At 49.4% G+C, this 17,547-nt stretch carries 18 protein-coding genes, 1 tRNA gene and 1 riboswitch; of the genes, 4 read left to right on the plus strand and 15 right to left on the minus strand.

What is annotated here, in order from left to right:
- Positions 1-2: 2 nt before the first annotated feature.
- The 12 genes from HMPREF3168_RS07135 to trpS form a co-directional block, all read right to left on the minus strand.
- Positions 3-779: a hypothetical protein gene (locus tag HMPREF3168_RS07135; RefSeq protein WP_070489387.1), complete on the minus strand. Its 777-nt coding sequence runs from the start codon at positions 777-779 to the stop codon at positions 3-5.
- A 169-nt stretch (positions 780-948) separates the two neighbouring features.
- Positions 949-2,334, minus strand: coding sequence for a bifunctional UDP-N-acetylglucosamine diphosphorylase/glucosamine-1-phosphate N-acetyltransferase GlmU (gene glmU, locus HMPREF3168_RS07140; protein ID WP_070489389.1), 1,386 nt, complete (start codon positions 2,332-2,334; stop codon positions 949-951).
- A gap of 61 nt (positions 2,335-2,395) precedes the next feature.
- Positions 2,396-3,226 (minus strand): pur operon repressor, encoded by an 831-nt coding sequence (gene purR, locus HMPREF3168_RS07145; protein WP_003612830.1) that lies wholly within the window; start codon positions 3,224-3,226, stop codon positions 2,396-2,398.
- A 106-nt stretch (positions 3,227-3,332) separates the two neighbouring features.
- On the minus strand, positions 3,333-3,584 hold the full coding sequence (locus HMPREF3168_RS07150) for a Veg family protein (RefSeq protein WP_003612785.1): 252 nt from the start codon (positions 3,582-3,584) through the stop codon (positions 3,333-3,335).
- Positions 3,585-3,643: 59 nt separating this feature from the next.
- The gene (rsmA, locus tag HMPREF3168_RS07155) at positions 3,644-4,534 is read right to left on the minus strand and encodes a 16S rRNA (adenine(1518)-N(6)/adenine(1519)-N(6))-dimethyltransferase RsmA (protein ID WP_070489391.1); all 891 of its coding nucleotides are present in this window, start codon (positions 4,532-4,534) and stop codon (positions 3,644-3,646) included.
- The gene (gene rnmV / locus HMPREF3168_RS07160) at positions 4,509-5,081 is read right to left on the minus strand and encodes a ribonuclease M5 (protein ID WP_002878717.1); all 573 of its coding nucleotides are present in this window, start codon (positions 5,079-5,081) and stop codon (positions 4,509-4,511) included. The genes rsmA and rnmV overlap by 26 nt, the downstream gene beginning before the upstream one ends.
- On the minus strand, positions 5,065-5,844 hold the full coding sequence (locus tag HMPREF3168_RS07165) for a TatD family hydrolase (protein ID WP_002878718.1): 780 nt from the start codon (positions 5,842-5,844) through the stop codon (positions 5,065-5,067). The genes rnmV and HMPREF3168_RS07165 overlap by 17 nt, the downstream gene beginning before the upstream one ends.
- A complete protein-coding gene (gene metG / locus HMPREF3168_RS07170) occupies positions 5,844-7,826 on the minus strand; it encodes a methionine--tRNA ligase (RefSeq protein ID WP_011678008.1) in 1,983 nt (660 codons plus the stop codon). Before metG ends, HMPREF3168_RS07165 begins: the two co-directional genes overlap by 1 nt.
- Positions 7,827-7,961: 135 nt before the next feature.
- Positions 7,962-10,652: a magnesium-translocating P-type ATPase gene (gene mgtA / locus HMPREF3168_RS07175; RefSeq protein ID WP_070489393.1), complete on the minus strand. Its 2,691-nt coding sequence runs from the start codon at positions 10,650-10,652 to the stop codon at positions 7,962-7,964.
- A gap of 88 nt (positions 10,653-10,740) precedes the next feature.
- A riboswitch (M-box (ykoK) riboswitch) is annotated at positions 10,741-10,904 on the minus strand.
- Positions 10,905-11,009: 105 nt separating this feature from the next.
- Positions 11,010-11,624 (minus strand): hypothetical protein, encoded by a 615-nt coding sequence (locus HMPREF3168_RS07180; protein ID WP_050952053.1) that lies wholly within the window; start codon positions 11,622-11,624, stop codon positions 11,010-11,012.
- A complete protein-coding gene (locus tag HMPREF3168_RS07185; RefSeq protein ID WP_035171553.1) occupies positions 11,605-12,087 on the minus strand; it encodes a deoxycytidylate deaminase in 483 nt (160 codons plus the stop codon). Before HMPREF3168_RS07185 ends, HMPREF3168_RS07180 begins: the two co-directional genes overlap by 20 nt.
- Before the next feature lies 1 nt (position 12,088).
- Entirely contained in the window at positions 12,089-13,114 is a 1,026-nt protein-coding gene (gene trpS, locus HMPREF3168_RS07190) for a tryptophan--tRNA ligase (protein WP_070489394.1), read from the minus strand.
- 181 nt (positions 13,115-13,295) lie between these two features.
- Here trpS and HMPREF3168_RS07195 point away from each other — a divergent pair.
- Positions 13,296-13,366: transfer RNA gene (locus tag HMPREF3168_RS07195), tRNA-Gly, on the plus strand.
- A gap of 71 nt (positions 13,367-13,437) precedes the next feature.
- Here the strand turns inward: HMPREF3168_RS07195 and HMPREF3168_RS07200 are convergent.
- Entirely contained in the window at positions 13,438-14,106 is a 669-nt protein-coding gene (locus HMPREF3168_RS07200) for a CPBP family intramembrane glutamic endopeptidase (protein ID WP_070489396.1), read from the minus strand.
- A 418-nt stretch (positions 14,107-14,524) separates the two neighbouring features.
- Between HMPREF3168_RS07200 and HMPREF3168_RS07205 the strand changes: the two genes are divergently transcribed.
- The 3 genes from HMPREF3168_RS07205 to HMPREF3168_RS07215 are packed head-to-tail and all read left to right on the plus strand — an operon-like array spanning position 14,525 to position 16,654.
- Positions 14,525-15,235, plus strand: coding sequence for a metal ABC transporter ATP-binding protein (locus tag HMPREF3168_RS07205; RefSeq protein WP_070489398.1), 711 nt, complete (start codon positions 14,525-14,527; stop codon positions 15,233-15,235).
- Entirely contained in the window at positions 15,232-16,032 is an 801-nt protein-coding gene (locus tag HMPREF3168_RS07210) for an ABC transporter permease (RefSeq protein ID WP_003611263.1), read from the plus strand. Before HMPREF3168_RS07205 ends, HMPREF3168_RS07210 begins: the two co-directional genes overlap by 4 nt.
- A 1-nt stretch (position 16,033) precedes the next feature.
- Entirely contained in the window at positions 16,034-16,654 is a 621-nt protein-coding gene (locus tag HMPREF3168_RS07215) for an alpha/beta hydrolase family protein (RefSeq protein WP_070489400.1), read from the plus strand.
- Positions 16,655-16,789: 135 nt separating this feature from the next.
- Here the strand turns inward: HMPREF3168_RS07215 and HMPREF3168_RS07220 are convergent, their stop codons facing one another.
- Positions 16,790-17,041, minus strand: coding sequence for a hypothetical protein (locus tag HMPREF3168_RS07220; RefSeq protein ID WP_003614028.1), 252 nt, complete (start codon positions 17,039-17,041; stop codon positions 16,790-16,792).
- A gap of 186 nt (positions 17,042-17,227) precedes the next feature.
- Positions 17,228-17,547: bacteriocin immunity protein (locus HMPREF3168_RS07225; RefSeq protein WP_246825703.1), on the minus strand; the 320-nt coding region annotated here is incomplete at its 5' end.

The following is a 17,547-nucleotide window of genomic DNA, read 5'->3' on the forward strand; positions in this document are numbered from 1 at the left end:
AGTTATTTTTGGTGTGGGAAGTTTAAGTTAGATGCGATTACCTTAACGGCGCTGGCCTTCAGGTAGGCGCTGTTGCCGATGTAGTAGTACTTGCTTCCCTTGATGGTGATAGTCTTGGAAACCTTGTACTTGGTCCCCTTGTAAGCTACAGTACTCTTCCAGCCTTGGTAAACGTATTGGCTCTTCTTAGTGAACTTTGAACCGTCCTTGTGGTAGAAAGGAGTGGTCTTCTTAGTTACTTGAATTTGAGTTACAGTCTTCTTTGAGCTGGTCTTCTTGGAAGAAGAGCTGCTTGAAGTTGAGCTGGAAGTTGAACTAGTCTTCTTGGAGCTGGACTTGCTTGAGCTTGAAGTTGAACTAGTCTTCTTGGAAGTAGTCTTGCTTGAACTAGTGCTTGCCTTCTTTGCGCTTGAAGTTGAGCTGGACTTAACCGTCTTAGTTGCAGTTACCTTGACGTCGCTGGCCTTCAGGTAAGCGTCGTTGCCGATGTAGTAGTACTTAGCACCCTTGATTGTTACAGTCTTAACTACGTTGTAGCTGGTGTTCTTGTAAGCTACAGTGCTCTTCCAGCCTTGGTAAACGTATTGGCTCTTCTTAGTGAACTTTGAACCGTCCTTGTGGTAGAAAGGAGTGGTCTTCTTAGTTACCTTAACCTTGGTTGCTTGCTTAACCGTGGTGGTCTTGGCAAAAGCCGCGTTTTGAGTAAGCAGGGCGGCTGGAGTAGCCATGGTCAAAGCCAATGATGCTGATGCAAAAGCAATTTTCTTAGTAAACTTCATCGATATGCAAACCTTTCTTGCTTCTTTTTGTACATTGCCTAGATTATACACCCTCTGTTTAAAAATTGCTTATTAAAGTTCTCAAAAGAAAGGCAATTTTCCCTTAAAAGCTACTGTAAACGGATGCATTTTACTTATTAAAAAAAGGAGCCGGAGCTCCTTTTCGAGATTATTTCCATTCTTTGTCTTCAGACAAAGGCAGCTTGTGCCAGTAGGCTTCCTTGTTGACCTGCCGGCCCCGAGCGATGGCCATTTCATACTTGCCAACGTCCTTGGTAATGGTTGAGTCAGCCGCGATAAAGGCATGGTCGGCCACATTAATCGGAGAAACCAGGGTTGACCCGGCCCCGATGAAGGACTTATCACCAACCGTCGTGTGGAACTTCTTGACCCCGTCAAAGTTGGAGAAGATGACCCCGCAGCCGACATTGATGTCCTTGCCCAAAGTAGCATCCCCAACGTAAGTCAGGTGCCCGACCTTGGTGTTTTCGCCAATTTCCGCCTTCTTGACTTCCACGAAGTTGCCCAGGTGGGCTCCCCGCTTAATCAAAGCCTTTGGCCGCAAGTGCGAGTTTGGCCCGATGTCCGTGTTGTCTTCCATGATTGATTCTTCAATCGTGGAAGAAGTTACCGTCACGCCGTTGCCGATCTGGCTGTCAACGATTCTTGACCCGGAAGTGATCAAGCAGTCTGACCCGATCACGGTGTGGCCTTTAATTGTCACGCCGCCTTCAATCACCGTGTCATTACCGATTTCCACGTCAGCGTCAATGTAAGCCGTGGCGGGGTCGATAAAGGTAACCCCGTCCCGCATGTGCCCTTCATTGATTCTTCTTTGCATGATCCGGGTGGCTTCAGCCAGGGCGATCCGGTCGTTTACCCCCAGGCTTTCGCTGAAGTCCGGCATCTTGTAAGCCCCGACCTTCTTGCCGGCCTTGCGTAAAATTTCCAAAACGTCAGTCAAGTAGTACTCGCCTTGAGAGTTGTCGTTGCCGACTTGCTTCAAAGCAGCCCACAAGTCCTGGTTGTCAAAGCAGAAGACCCCGGTGTTGATTTCCTTGACCTTCAGTTCTTCCGGCTTGCCGTCCTTTTGTTCCACGATCCGCAAAACATTGCCCTGGTCATCTCTGATGATCCGCCCGTAGCCAAAAGGATTCGGAGCTTCAGCCGTCAAAACCGTGGCCGCGTTGCCTTCTTCTTCATGGTAGGCGAAGAGCTTTTCGAAAGTTTCACTGGTAAAAAGCGGGGTATCCCCGGTTACGACCAGCGTTGCCCCTTCCAAAGCAGCCAGCTGGCCTTCCGCCTGCATAACCGCGTGGCCGGTTCCCAGCTGCTCTTCCTGCATGGCAAATTCAGACTTGCCCGCTAAGACTTTCTCCACGTCTTCTGCCCCGTGGCCGACAATGGTCACGATCTTGCTTGGCTTGACCGCTCTGGCGGCATCAACGACATGTTCAACCATGGCCTTGCCGCAAACCTGGTGCAAAACCTTGTAAAGCTTGGATTTCATTCTGGTGCCCTTGCCGGCAGCCAAAACTATGACATATTTTCCCATCTGTTTGTAACCTTCTAAATCAAAATAAGCTAGCCTTCATGGCTAGCTTATATTGTAACATTTAGAAACGGTCGAAGTTAGTTCTAGTCAAAAAGTTGCCCGGCTGAGCCAGGATGATTTCCTTTTCGCTGTCGATCTGGTCAATGTTGACCAGGGAAACGTAGTCCTTGATCTTGCGTTCCTCTTCATATTCAGTTTCGCAAAGAACACAGACGCCGGCCACCTGGCAGTCAAATTCCTTGACCAGTTGCCGCATCCCGTCCAGAGTGCCGCCGCCCTTCATGAAGTCGTCCACAATCAGAACGTTCGTATCCTTGTCCAGGGCCCGGGTCGGCAACTCCATCTTGGCTACCCGGGAAGTTGAAGAGGACATGTAGTTAACGGACACAGTAGCCCCTTCCGTCACCTTGGACCGCTTGCGGGCGGTTACCGCTGGGACGTTCAAGTAGCTGGCCACGGCATTGGCCAAAGAAATCCCCTTGGTTTCCACCGTCATGACGGCTTCGATATTGGCGTAAGCATAGCGGGTGGCGATCAGCTTGCCGATCATCTCCAGGTCATATGGCCCGCCCAAAATATCTGACAGGTAGACAAAGCCGCCCGGCAGAATCCGGCTGGAGTCCTGGATGCGGCCTGCCAGGTCCTTGAGGTACTTCTCAGCCGGCTTCTGGCCTAAGAACGGAATATAGCGGACCCCGCCGGCTGCCCCGGCAACGGTCTCCAGGATCCCATCCTCGTTGCTGGCCAGGGTGTGCTTCAAAATGGCCAAGTCTTCAGAGATTGATGACTTCGCTGCCCCGTAGCGCTTGGCAAAAAAGGGCAGAGCAATCAAAGTATGCGGGCGCTCCATCAAAAACTTGGTCATATCTACTAATCTTTCAGAACGTTTCATTCTCTTTCCTTCCTAATGTCTGTTTTTGTACTTATACTAATATACTCTAAAGGGCAAAAAAAATCACTAACATTTTCAAGAAATGTTAGTGCAAAAATTCGTATTTTTACTCTGCATCACTTTCATCATCAAATTCCAGCAGGATGTTCTTGGTCAAAACATCAGTGTAGCTGTATGATGCGTGTTCAAAATTATTACTGTCCTGGTCCAGAGCCACTACAAACACGGCAGGAAACGTGTTCTTCAAAATGCCGCGGCGTCTGGTTACCTTCTTGCGGCCCGCTTGGGCAACGATTGTCAGCTCTTCGCCTAGGTGGGTATCTAACTTCTGCTTAATGTCTTGAATATTGATTGGCAATTATGACACTCCTTTATCGGAATATTATAACATAATTTCCTATTCAAATCAAGATTGAATTATTTATTCATTTCCGCTATAGCCTGGCTGATTCTGATGAAATCGCCGATGGCCAGTTGTTCCGGCCGCTGGCGCGGGTCCAGGTCCAGGTCGTCCAGCAGCTTTTCCCGGTCTTCCTTGTCTGGAAGCAAGGTCTTCAAGTTGTTGGCCAGGGTCTTGCGCCGCTGGGCAAAGCAGAGCTTAACCACCCGGTTGAACTGCTTGCGGTCGCCAACCTCAGCTGGCTTTTCCAAAGGCGTTAAAACCACTACGGCTGAGTCAACCTTTGGCTGGGGCATGAAGGAAGCGTGCCCAACTTCCAAGGCCAGGTCCACGCTCATTTGAGTCTGCACGGCAATGGACAGGGGGCCATAGGCCTTAGAGCCCGGCTGGGCAGCCAGACGCTCAGCCACTTCCTTTTGCATCATCAAGGTCAGGCTGATAAAGTCCAGGCTGGATTCCAGCAGGTTGAAAATAATCGGCGTGGTGATGTAGTAAGGCAAGTTGGCCACAACCTTGACGGGCTTGCTTAAGTCAAAAAAGCCCGCCAGATCAGTTGCAAAGTCCGCCTTCAAAACATCCTTCATGATCAGCTTGAAGCGCTGGTCCAGGTCTTGGCCGTCCACCTTTTCCGGCAGTTCGTTGGCCAGGATTTCCGGCAGGCTCTGGTCGACTTCATAAGCCGCCACCTTGCCTCCGGCTAAAAGCAGCTGTTCAGTCAAAGAGCCGATCCCCGGGCCGACTTCCACTACCTGGTCGCCGGGCTCAATCCCGGCTGCCCGGACGATCCCCTGGACGGCATCCAGGTCAACCAGGAAGTTCTGGCCCAGGTTCTTCTTGGCGTGCACAAAGTAACGATTGACGATGGCCGCCGTCCTTACCGGACTAGCGATTGGAATTCTGTTGGTCATTTTCCGCCTCCTCTACTGCCTGCTTAAGTTCAGCCAAACTGATGCCAAAAGTCTGCAGGCGCTGGTAAAAACGCTTGGAATTGGCATAGCCGATCCCCAGCTTGATCCCGACTGCCTCCCGTAATTGCCGGGACTGGCGACCCATGGCCAGGCCCAAGTCGACATAGTCCCCGTAGTCAAAGTCAGCCTTTTGGGCTTGGACCTCGCGTAAGTCGCTCAAGGCCCGCTCTAAAGCTTCCTTTGAAGCGTGCTCTACCCCCAGGCTCCCCTTTTTTTGCGGTTCGCCTTCTTTGCGGGTAATAAAGGCCTGCTTGGCCGTTGGCACGGCTTCGGTCACTATCCGGCGGATCCGCTCGCCATTGACGTCAGGATCGGTAAAAACAATAATCTCGCGGCTTTGGGCTAGTTTCTTCAGCTTGGCCAGGACCGCATCAGAAACGGCCGAGCCATTCGTCTCGACCGTCTCAATTCCTGGAAAAAACTGCTTTAAGCGCATCGTATCGTCCTTGCCTTCCACGACAACGACGGCGTTAAAATTCTTCTGCATTTAATCCGTAAATCCTCATTGTATTAGCATAAGTTGCTTCCGCAACTTCGGCCAGATCCAGCCCCTTCAAGTCCGCGACCGCCTGGGCAACGTAGCGGACATAGCCAGGCTCGTTTTGCCGGCCCCGGTAAGGCACCGGAGTCAAAAACGGCGCGTCAGTTTCAACCAAAAGCCGGTCCAAAGGAACCAGCTTGGCTGACTCATGCACTTCCGCGGCCTTCTTGAAGGAAACGACCCCGGAGAAAGAAAAATTCACGTTCAAGTCCAGGAACTTTTCCGTCCATTCCGGGCCCCCGTTGTAGCTGTGCAAAACCGCCCCGTATTCCAGGTCTGCTTCTTTCAAGATCTGCCAGCAGTCCGCGAAGGCGTCCCTAGTATGGATATTTACCGGCAATTGCAAATCGCGGGCAACTTCAATCTGCCGGGCAAAAACTTTCCTTTGCACATCCCGGGGAGACTCATCCCAGTAGTAGTCCAGGCCGATTTCCCCGATAGCGACTACCTGGCCGCCTTTAACTTGCTCAACCAGCAGGTCTTCAGCTGCCTGGTCATAGTCTTTAGCCACGTCCGGGCAGTAGCCGATGATGGCCTTGACATTGGCAAAGCGCTTAGCTAATTCCAGGGCGCCCAGGTTCATTTCCGGGTCCTGGCCCACGCAGTTCATCCCAACCACGTCCAAGTCCCTGGCTTTTTGGATATAATCGGCTTCTTTGCCGGCAAAAGGCTTGTCGTTTAAGTGGGTATGGTTGTCGTAGATCTTCATTAGCCCAGTTCAGCCCCTACCGGGTGTTCGTCGCCGACCAGGGCCAGCTTGACATCGCCGTCAGCTTCGCTGGACAAAAGCATGCCCTGGCTTTCGTGGCCCAGCATCTTGCGCGGCTTCAAGTTGGTTACAGCCAGAACCTTCTTGCCCAAAAGGATGCTTTCATCTGGGTAGAACTTGCGAATCCCGCTCAAGATCTGCCGCTCGCCGGTCTTGCCGAAGTCTAGCTTGAACATCAAGAGCTTGCTTGATCCCTTGACTGGTTCAACAGACAGGATCTTGCCGACCTGGATCTTGACCTTGGCAAAGTCGTCGATCGTGATCTGCTTTTCTTCCTGCTTTTGTTCTCTTCTTGACTGTTTCTTTGGCTTGGCCTTCTTCATTTCTTCCTTGATGTAGGCCACTTCTTCGTCATTCTTCAAGCGTGGGAAGATCGGAGTTGGCTTGGCAACGACGTTTACGTCCCAGGCAAAGCCGCCGAACTGCAAGTCCTTCTGGCTTTCGTCTTCCCAGTCCAGGCCCAGCTGGGCAAACATCTTGCCTGGAGTTTCGGTCATAACCGGAGCGATCATGATGGCTACCAGGCGCAGGCTTTCCGCCAGGTTGCTCATGACTCTGGAAAGTTCTTCAGTCTTGCCTTCCTTGTTCAAAACCCATGGGGTAGTTTCATCGATGTACTTGTTGGCCCGGGAAATCAGCTGCCAGACATTTTCCAAAGCGTTGGAGAAGTGCATCTTGTCCATGTTGCCGTAGTAGTCGCTGATGGCCTTGGCAGCAACGGCAGCCAGGTCTTGGCCGTACTTGTCCTGTTCCTGGTCAACCGGGGCAACCAGGCCCTTTTGGTACTGGTTGATCATGGAAACAGTCCGGTTCAAGAGGTTGCCCAGGTCGTTGGCCAGGTCAAAATTGGTCCGTTCAACGAAGTCTTCCGGGGTAAAGGAACCGTCAGCCCCAAATGGGATGGCCCGCATCAGGTAGTAGCGGACCGGGTCCAGGCCGTAGCGGGAAATCAAGGATTCCGGGTAAACGGCGTTACCCTTGGACTTGGACATCTTGTCCTTGTAGATCAAGACCCAGCCGTGGCCGAAGACCTGCTTAGGCAGCGGCAAGTCCAGGGCCATCAGCATGATTGGCCAGTAAATGGTGTGGAAACGGACGATTTCCTTGCCGACCAGGTGGACGTCAGCTGGCCAGTACTTCTTGAAGAGGGAGTCATCTTCTGACCCATAGCCCAAGGCAGTGATATAGTTGGCCAAGGCGTCGATCCAAACGTAAACAACGTGCTTCGGGTCGCTTGGCACCGGGATCCCCCAGTCAACCGTGGTCCGGGTAACTGACAAGTCTTCCAGGCCCGGCTTGATGAAGTTGTTCACCATTTCCTTTTCCCGGGAGTTTGGCTGGATGAATTCCGGGTGGTCCTTGTAGTACTGGAGAAGCCGGTCAGCGTACTTGCTCATCTTGAAGAAGTAGGATGGTTCCTTGACCAATTGAACTTCGTGGCCAGATGGGGCGATCCCGCCGACAACGTTGCCCTGGTCGTCTTTGAAGACTTCCTTCAGCTGGGATTCAGTGAAGTATTCTTCGTCTTCAACTGAGTACCAGCCGGTGTATTCACCCAGGTAGATGTCACCTGAGGCCTTCAGCTTTTCAAAAATCTTCTGGACAGCCTTGACATGTTCTTCATCAGTGGTCCGGATGAATTTGTCGTAGTTGATGTCCAGCTTCTTCCACAGTTCCTTGATGTCCTTGACCATGCCGTCCAGGTAAGCCTTTGGCTTCATGCCCAGCTTTTCGGCCTTTTGTTCGATCTTCAAGCCGTGTTCGTCGGTCCCGGTCAAGAAGAAGGTGTCATAGCCGCGGGCCTTCTTGTAGCGGGTCATGGTGTCCGCTGCTACCGTCGTGTAGGCGTTGCCGATGGTCAAACGGCCAGACGGATAGTAGATTGGCGTGGTAATGTAAAAAGTTTTCTTGTTATCTGCCATAGTGCTTGATCTCCTCAAAAATTCTATACTCTCTATCATACAACAAAAAGCCTTAGCTTATAAAGCCTATCGGCGATTTAACGGGCTTTCGGGCAAAAAAGAACGGTCTTTTTACTAAAGACCGTTCTTTTTCAGTTAAATCAAGAATTTTTCCTTCTTCATGTAGAAGTGCTTGACGACTGTCGTCAAAAGCAGGTAGCAGACCAGGAGGCCAGCCACGATCCACAGGAATTCTTCGTTCAAGTGAACGAACTTCATGGCTCCGGCCAATTTTGAAAATGGCAGGAAGGTCCCGAAGATAGCAGCCCCGAAAGTAGCAAGCATGACTGGGCTTGATGCCCGCTGCTGGATAAGTGGCAGACGTTCGTCGCGCAAGGCATGGATGACCATTTCCTGGGTCCAGAGGGATTCCACGAACCAGCCGGTGTGGAAGATGGTCATGAAGGCCAGCTGCCCTGCCGGTCCTAAGGAAGCGTAGCTGCCGCCAGTAAGGGCCGGGCAGATTACAAAGAAGAGGACGGCAAAGGTGATGACGTCAAAAATTGATGACGTCGGCCCAAAGTAGAACATGAACTTCGGCATGTTCTTGGTTGCCCATTCCCGCGGCACGTGCAGGTAGTCTTCAGACACGCTGTCAAAGGGCAAAGCCAGGCAGCTGGTTCCGTAGAGCAGGTCCAAAATCAAGAGCTGTAGCGGCAGCATTGGCAAGAACGGCAGGAAGACTGAGGCGACCATGATGGACAAGATGTTCCCGAAGTTGGAAGACAGGGTGATCTTGATGTACTTCATGGTGTTGGTCAAGGTCTTGCGGCCGATCCGGACCGCGTGCTCCAGGACGCTCAAGTCCTTCTGCAAAAGGATGATGTCCGCTGATTCCTTGGCCACGTCGACAGCTGAGTCAACTGAGATAGAGACGTCCGCCTGCTTCATGGCCGGGGCATCGTTGATCCCATCACCCATGTAGCCGACCGTGTGGCCGTTTTTCTGCAGGGCATCGATGATCTTGGTCTTCCATTCCGGTGACAGCTTGACGAAGATGTCGCATTCTTCAACGATCTTGGCCAGTTCCTCATCGCTCTTGCCGACCAGGTCCTTTTGTCCGTAAACCGTATCGATGTTAAGGCCAACCTTCAAGGCCACGGCCCGGGTAACGGCTTCATTGTCCCCGGTTAAAATCTTAACGGTAATGCCGTCCCGGTTGAGGCTAGCCAGGGCATTTTTGGCGCTTTCCTTTGGCGGATCCAGGAAGGTCAAGAAGCCGATCACGATCAAGTCTCTTTCATCATCAACCGTGAATTTGCCGACTGGAGACGGGTCAACCTTGTAGGCCAAGACGATAACCCGCATCCCGTCACTATTCAAGTCGTCGATATCTTTAAAAATCTGCTTTTTTCTTTCTTCAGTCAAAGGCAGGATCTGGCCGCCGATTTCCACCTGGCTGGAGACGGCCAGCATTTCTTCAGCCGCCCCCTTGGTAACCAGGAGGTGCTCGCCGTGCTTTTGGTCAGAGTTGGCAACCACCACGCTCATCCGCCGGCGCTGGAAGTCAAAAGGAATTTCGTCGATCTTGTGGTAGTCCCGCTGGATTTCGCTGGTGTCCAGGTCGTCATCAGCCACGTCAATGACTGCCTGGTCGATCAGGTCCTTCATCCCGGTTTGGTAGTAAGAGTTCAGGTAGGCCATCTTCAAAACCCGGTCGGTTTCCCGCATTTCCAGGTTATAGTGCTTTTCCAGGATGACCTGGCCCTGGGTCAAGGTCCCGGTCTTGTCAGTGCAGAGGATGTCGGCTGAACCGAAGTTCTGGATGGAGTTCATCTTCTTGACGATGGTCTGGTGCTTGCTCATTTCCAGGCTGCCCCGGACCAGGTTGGTGGTCACGATGACTGGCAACATTTCCGGCGTCAGGCCCACCGCCGTAGCGATGGCGAAGATCAAAGCATCAGTCCAGTTGCCCTTAGTCAAGCCGTTGACCACGAGAACCAGAGGCGCGATGATGGCCGTCATGGTCAAGAGCAGCTTGGAGACGTTCTTGATCCCGGTGTCAAAAGTCGTCTCCTTCATTTCGGTGTCGGCGATCTGGGCTGCAATCTTGCCGAACACGGTGTGCTCGCCAGTGGCGAAGACCACCCCGCGGCCGGAGCCGGAGACAATAGTCGTGCCTTTAAAAAGGATGTTTGGGTAGTCCAGGTAGTTTTCCATCTTGTCCGGGGTTGGGACAAAGTTGGCATTCTTTTCCGTCGGCGTTGATTCCCCGTTCAAGGAACTGGCTGAGCAGAACAGGTCAGTGCTGGACAAAAGCTTCATGTCAGCTGGAACCATGTCCCCGGCTGAAACGTTGATGATGTCGCCGACCACCACGTCCTTGGTCGGGATTTCCTGGTCCTTGCCGTCCCGGCGCACGTTGGTCGTGACAGAAACCATCTTCAAAAGGGACCGGACGGCGTTGGAAGTGCGGACGTTCTGGATGAAGGACGTAATCCCGGAAACCAGGACCATGACCACCATGATGATAACGGTGCTGAGGTCCTTTTCCCCTTGCGGGGCGAAGATGTAGTTGGTGAACAAGGACATCGTCGCCAAAATGAGCAGGACCAGGGTAAACGGAGTCAGGAAAGCTTCGACCAGGAAGTGGAGCTTGCTGGCTTGGTTGCTGCTCGCGATCTCGTTGGTTCCGGTCTTTTCCCGGATATTGGCTGCTTCTTCAGTGCTGAGGCCGTTGCTGCTGGTATGCAATTGGGCCAAAGTCACGCTCCGCTTTTCCAGGGCAATTCTTGCAACCCGCTTTGCGTCATCGCTGGCAGCTTTGTTCATTGTCTTGTTGAGCATAATAGTTCTCCCCTCTATGACAACTTCGCAAACGAACCAAAAAATCCCCCTTACAAACCGTAAGGGGGACCTTGCAAAATAGGGCCACGCCATTAACTAATCGCTCAGCTTTAACACTACGTGACGTAAGCACATGCTAGCTACCTGGAAAGTGCCTTATTTCGACAATTTCTATTTAACCCGTTGGCATCTCTGGATGTTTCTGGGCGATAGCGTGTGTTCACGTAGGAGTCTCACCTAACAGTTCATTTGCTCTCTTTTTAACTTTACATAGAAGACTATACACGCTTAAAGCAGGCTTGTAAACCACCTATATGTAAAGTTAGCGTTTTTATTTAGTTTTTCTGTGAAAAAGCTTTATTTTCTAGCCTGCCGTCTTATCGTAAAGCGCAGGAAGATGATCACGGCCGCGATCAAGACCAGCAGGGCCAGCATGATCGGAATTCTGAGGTCAGCTGGCTTGATCACCCGGTTCACTTCCTCGCTGGACAGGTCAAGGGAGTCCTTTTTAAAGCCGAGGCTTTGGTCGATCAAGGTCACGGAAATCTTGAACAGCTCCTGCACCCCTTCATTGAAGGCGATCGGGTCATCAGCCGTGATTTTGGAAGCCGTGTGGCTGAGGATGTTGGCCCGGACCTGGGCGGTAAACTGGCTGTGCAGGTCGCTGCTGCTGTAAAGATAGGCCTTCTTAGTCCCGTCCTTTTGCACGTTGATCACAATATAGAGGGTTCTGCTTGCCTTGCTCAAGCCGGCCGGCTGGGTCTTTTTGGCATTTTGCAGGGTCTCGACGATCACGATCGGGTGCTGGTCAGACTTCTGGTACTTGGCATTCTTTTGGTCAACCATTTTCCAGGTATCGGAATTGATGATGCCGACATTGTCCTGGACGAAAAAGCTGCTGGCCCCGGTCACCAGGGGAAAAAGGCAGACTAAAGCCAGGAGCCAGGCCAGCCTAGTCGCTGCTGTCTTCAAGTTTGTGTGCCAGTTCTTCGACGAATTGGCGGTCAAGCTTAATTTGTTCATAAGGTACTCCACTATCACGCAGCAGCTGAATGGCCAAAGGACTGTCGTGATAATCATAATAATAGTTGATCTTGGTCACCCCGGCCTGCAGCAGGTGCTTGGTGCAGTTGTAGCATGGGAAGTGAGTCACGTAGATTTCCGTGTTGTCGGTTGAGACCCCGTTTTTCGCGCAGGAAATCAGACTGTTCATTTCAGAGTGAATCGTCCGCACGCAGTGGCCATCGACCAGCTGGTGGCCCACGTCATCGCAGTGGTCCTGGCCGGAAACTGACCCGTTGTAGCCAGTGCTGAGGATCCGCTTGTCCTTGACCAGGACGCTGCCGACCAGGGCCCGGTCACAGGTTGACCGCTGGGCGATCACCAGGGCCTGCATCATAAAGTACTGTTTCCAGGGAATTCGTTTGCGCGTCATATTAGCCTCGGTTCTTGAAGTAGTTGAAGCCGATCGCGTCACGGACTTCCTGCAAGGTTTGGTCAGCCACCTGGTTGGCCTTTTGTGACCCTTGGTAGAGCATGTCGTAAACGGCATCCAGGTTTTCAGCGTACTTTTGCCGGCGTTCTCTGATTGGGGCCAGTTCAGCTTCCAGGACCTTGTTTAAGTAGCGCTTGATCTTGACGTCACCTAACCCGCCCTTTTGGTAGTCTTCCTTAAGTTGGGCAATAGTATCCTTATCCGGGTCAAAGACGTCCAGGTAAGTGAAGACGGTGTTGCCTTCAACCTGGCCTGGGTCCTCCACGTGGATGTGGTTAGGGTCGGTGTACATGGACATAACCTTCTTCTTGACCGTTTCCGCGTCATCAGACAGGTAGATGGCGTTGCCCAGGGACTTGGACATCTTGGCGTTGCCGTCCAGGCCTGGCAGGCGGCCCTGGCCCTTAGGCGGGAAGTAGCCCTTTGGTTCAACCAGGACGTCGACATTGTAGGTCCGGTTAAAGCTGCGGACGATTTCCCGGGTTTGTTCCAGCATTGGTTCCTGGTCATCGCCGACTGGGACTAAGGTCGCCTTGAAGGCAGTGATGTCAGCGGCTTGGGCAACCGGGTAGGTCAAGAAGCCGACTGGCAGGGAGTCACCGAAGCCCTTTTGCTTGATTTCCGTCTTAACAGTAGGGTTTCTTTCCAGCCGGGACAGGGTTACCAGGTCCATGTAGTCAGTGGTCAGTTCAAACAGGGCCGGGATTTGGGACTGGACAAAGATGGTTGACTTTTCCGGATCCAAGCCAACAGCCAGGTAGTCCAGGGCAACTTCGATCAGGGAGTTGCGGATCTTTTCCGGGTTGCGGGCATTGTCAGTCAATGCCTGGGTGTCAGCAATCATAATGTAAGAGTCATACTTGCCGGTGTTTTGGAGCATGACCCGGTTCTTCAAGGAGCCGATGTAGTGGCCGATGTGCAGCTTGCCGGTTGGCCGGTCGCCAGTCAAAATAATTTCTTTCGTCATTCTTCGCTTTCCTTTGCTAAATTCTTTGTTAAATTGTTTCTATCGGGCGTTATTATTATCATTTTAGCAAAAATAACAAATAGATTAAACCACTCCCGCCGGGCCGGAAGAATCTTTTTGAAAAAAAGTTGCCAAAAGGACTTGGCGAAAGTTTTTTTCCATGCTATACTTAAAATATCTTGCGGGTATAGTTCAATGGTAGAACGCTAGCTTCCCAAGCTAGAGATGAGGGTTCGATTCACTCTATCCGCTTTTTTTATACCATAAATTAACAAAGAAATAAGCGAGGCCAAACGGCCCCGCTTATTTTTTACTCTCTTCAGTTAAACGGCGATGGTCACAACCGTCAAGACCCCGTTTAAGGCTGCCAGGTAAAGAGGCAGCCAGATGGTCTGGGTGCTGAGGTAGCTCCAGGCGAAAAGCATGCCAAAGGCAAAGTTGAAGGCAAAGATTGCCGGAGTGAACTGGAAGGTCAAGATAGCGTAAAAGAGACCCGAGCAGATTATGCCGACGTAGGCCACGCCCTTTTTCTCAGTTCTGAACCAGTAGTTGAACAAGAAGCCGGTGCAGAGATACTCTTCCAGGATCGGCAGGACTACCCCATTGGCCAGCATCATGAACCAGTATAAGGAGCTGGTGGAATGAGAGGCATAGGCCAGCTGCAGACCCGAGGCAGGCATGCCTTTGTAGAGCTGCAGGTAGGAAATCCCGATCCGGCCGGCGGCAACCACGAAGCTTAAGAGCAAGGTGAAGTTGAAACTGCTCAGCCAGGGGACATTGAAGCGTGAATCGAAGAAGCGCTGTTCACGGTTGTAGCGGTAAATGTAAAAAAGCAGGCACATGGCCGCCAGAACCAGGAACAGGATCACGTTCCAGATGCTGATGGACGGGCTCTTGATCGCCAGGTTGTCGGCCAGGGCCGTGAAAACAAAAACTACAAAATAGACGAGGTAACGGACAAAGTTACCTTCGCGTGATCGTGGCGTATTCATCTTATTCCACTCACTCCTCCGTGAAACATTTGTAATTATCTTATTATACCAAAGAAATCGGGCCCTTTTTGGCCTTTGTATGAATATTTTTGGTTACTTTTGCCTTACAATGTTTCATGCTTTTTACCTGGAGGGATGAAAAAAGTGCCGCCAAAGCCGGAATATCTGGCTCAAGCAGCACTTTGCTTGTGATTGCATCTGAATTTATTACAAATGTCTCTGGATCTGCTAAAAAATTACCAACAATAATAGAACCACTTTGAAGCTCTTTATTTTTTTAAATTCTATTGACATATGTATGTTTTCTTTCTAAAATGTGTTTTACATTAATTTATCATGAGATTATTTTATCGTTTATTGGAATTACAATAAGTATAACTTTCAAAAAAGAGCAGTCTAACTTTAGAGGAAATAGAAAATGATTATTGCTGATAGTCTAAATATTGGTTATAAAGATAAAGTTGTTGTTCACGATTTATCTTTCTCCCTGGATAAAGGAATGTTTATCGCTTTAATCGGCGCTAATGGTGCTGGGAAATCTACCTTGATTAACAGCTTGATTGGCGTCATTCCACCAGTGTCGGGTCAGATTTCATGGAAATTGAAAACTGATCGGGTTAATCCTTTCAACGATGTTGGCTTCAGTCCCCAAAGCCAGCTGATTGATTGGTATACCAGTGTCTCTGACAATGTGTATCAAGGACCGCTTCTCGCTGGCTTTAAGCCTAAGGAAGCCCAAAAAACAACCAAGCAGGCCTTAAAACTCTTGGGTATTAGTGATTTAAGCGCTAAGCCAGTTGACCATATTTCTGGTGGCCAGCAGCAGCGAGTACAAATTGCCAGAGAAATTGCCCGTGAGCCGCAAGTTTACATACTAGATGAGCCAACAACCGGGCTCGATGTGGAAACTTCGGAAAAACTATTTACCTACTTAAAGCAAAAAGTTGATGCTGGAAGTATTGTATTAACTTCTTCACATGACTTAACTCTGCTGGAAAGCTACGCGAGTCACGTTCTTTTCTTAGACGATCATGAACAAAAATACTTTGGTTCGCTTACTGATTTTTTGGACAGTGGTACGAGCTTGCGAGAAAAATACCTTAACGAACGGAAGGCGATAGAAAAATGAATCCGAAACATTTTAGAAATATATCTTTGGGATTACGGTCGATCAGAATTGTTGCCAACAATGAGTGGCGGGCTTTCGTGCATAATAAAGGCTTGCTCTTATCAATGTTCATGCAGCCGCTTATTACTTACGGCTTGTTGGTCATGGCTTTGAATCAAAATTTAGCTTCCGTTCACTACGAATCACTAATTTTGCCCTACAAGCAGTACGCATTGACCGGTGTTTTGAGTTTCTTCATGACCACCCAGATGTCGCAAGCAATGTACCGGGCGACAGTTGATAAAGAATATGGTTTACTGGCTATTAAATTTACGAATGGTGTTCAACCATGGCACTACCTAACTGGAATGAGCTTCTTCCCAATTGCCGGTCTCTTATTTCAAAGCGCGGTATTGATTGTTCTTGGGCTTGCTACAGGTGGTGTGTACAATTTAGGGTTATTGTTACTATCTCTGCTTGTATTAATCATCTCACTTGAATTCTGGTCCACGTTGGGAATCGTTCTCAGCACACGGATTTCTTCTTACCAGCAACGAGACATTATCATGACCTTGATTTTCTCACCAGTTGCATATGCTGCGCCAACGCTTTATGTCTTCAGCAATAATTCTCCACTGATCATTAAAGTGTTGGCCTATATCAATCCTCTATCCTACCAATTAAAGGCGCTCAGAACTGTAGCCTTTGGCATATTTAACATTAACGATTTGTTAATTGCTCTAGCACTTACAATTATAATGATTATTTTTGCCCAGATAATTTTACGTAGAATGCCATTAAGTCTGGCTGAAAGATAGTATGCGTAAAATAGTTGAATATATTTTCTGTCGCGACTGTAAGAAAGTCTATTTTTACTTGCATGGAGGTCCCTTATTTACCCTTAGAAATTGGCAAGAAGACCCTTTCGCAACTATGCTCTACAATGAGCAACGGAATTTTATTTTGGTGAACTACCCCATTGTTTATGGCAACGGTGGAATTAGTGACTACCAATTTTTAAAAGAATATTTTTGGGAGTATAAAAGACAAAATCCAAATACAGAAATGGTTTTACTAGGAGAAAGCTACGGCGGATACCTAGCCAGTCTGTTTGCAGCCGAATATATATTCAGAAAAATTATAGCAATAAGCGCGTTCACCAGTATTGCTTATCAAGAGTTGTTTTCATCTGAGCGATCTTGGCTTAAGGACTATCTTTCAGAAAATGCGCTTGATTTTTACACTCTATGTCGGGACAATAAGGTAAATACTCGAACTATTTTTATAAACGGCTCTAGAGATTCAAGAGTTCCCTATCAGCAATTTTTAGCGCTACCATTCATGAAGAAATTCAAAGTTAATATACTACCTGGATTTACTCACAGAGAAAGCGGGACGAGGCTTGAATATGTTGTCTCGTTAATCAAACAAGAATTGTAAACTAAATAGATATACCCCCAAAATCATATTTTAATTTTGAGGGTATTATTTATGCCTAAATAAACCATAGATAACAGAAAAAAGTGCCGCCAAAGCCGGAATATCCAGCTCAAGCAGCACTTTGCTTTTTCTATTTTAGTCCATAATTGCGCAGCTCATGGCAAAGTAGACCAGGCCCAGGCAGGAACAGAAAATGACGACTGGCCAGACAGCTTTAGCGACGTTTTTTTGCCGGATGCCGCTGACAACCAGATAGATCACCAAGCCAAGCAAGGTTAAAAGGCCTAGAGCCACGATTAAGAGGTGGTGCCACAGCCAGAAAATCACACTGTTGCCGACAACAAGAAAAACTCGTTCCCAAAACGGAAGGCGTGAAGCTTGGTACATAGCGACTCCTCCTTAGAGATCAAATATCATACCTATTCTGCTTTAGTTGCGATAATTGTAGCACCAATCATGAGCAAAGCGTAGCGCTTTTTCACTTTTTGTTCAAAATAAATTAATAAGTGCTGTTGAAGAAGGAATACCAAGCTTCAGCAGCACTTATTTTAATATGATTAAGTTTTCAGTAGATTACTCCAGAACTACGCCATTAGCACCAACTGCAGAGTAGCGGGCCAAGTCCAGTTGCAAGCTGATAACGGCCTTTGGCAGTTCGTTTTCAGCGAAGTTGGACCGCAATTGAGTATCCAGGTTAGACGCGATTGAGCGGATTGATTCTGACTTTTCTACCTTCTTAACAGCTGCTTCAATCAGATTGCTCAAAGCAGCGTTTGCCTTGACTGCCGGGTCATTTGCGACAGTTTCCAATTGCTTCTTGAACGCTTCTTCTGCTTCGTTTTCTTTCTTGTTAAAAAACATCGCAAAAACCTGCTGCAAAAAACGTGTGCAAT

Source organism: Lactobacillus sp. HMSC08B12 (genome assembly GCF_001808415.1).
GTDB lineage: Bacteria > Bacillota > Bacilli > Lactobacillales > Lactobacillaceae > Lactobacillus > Lactobacillus delbrueckii.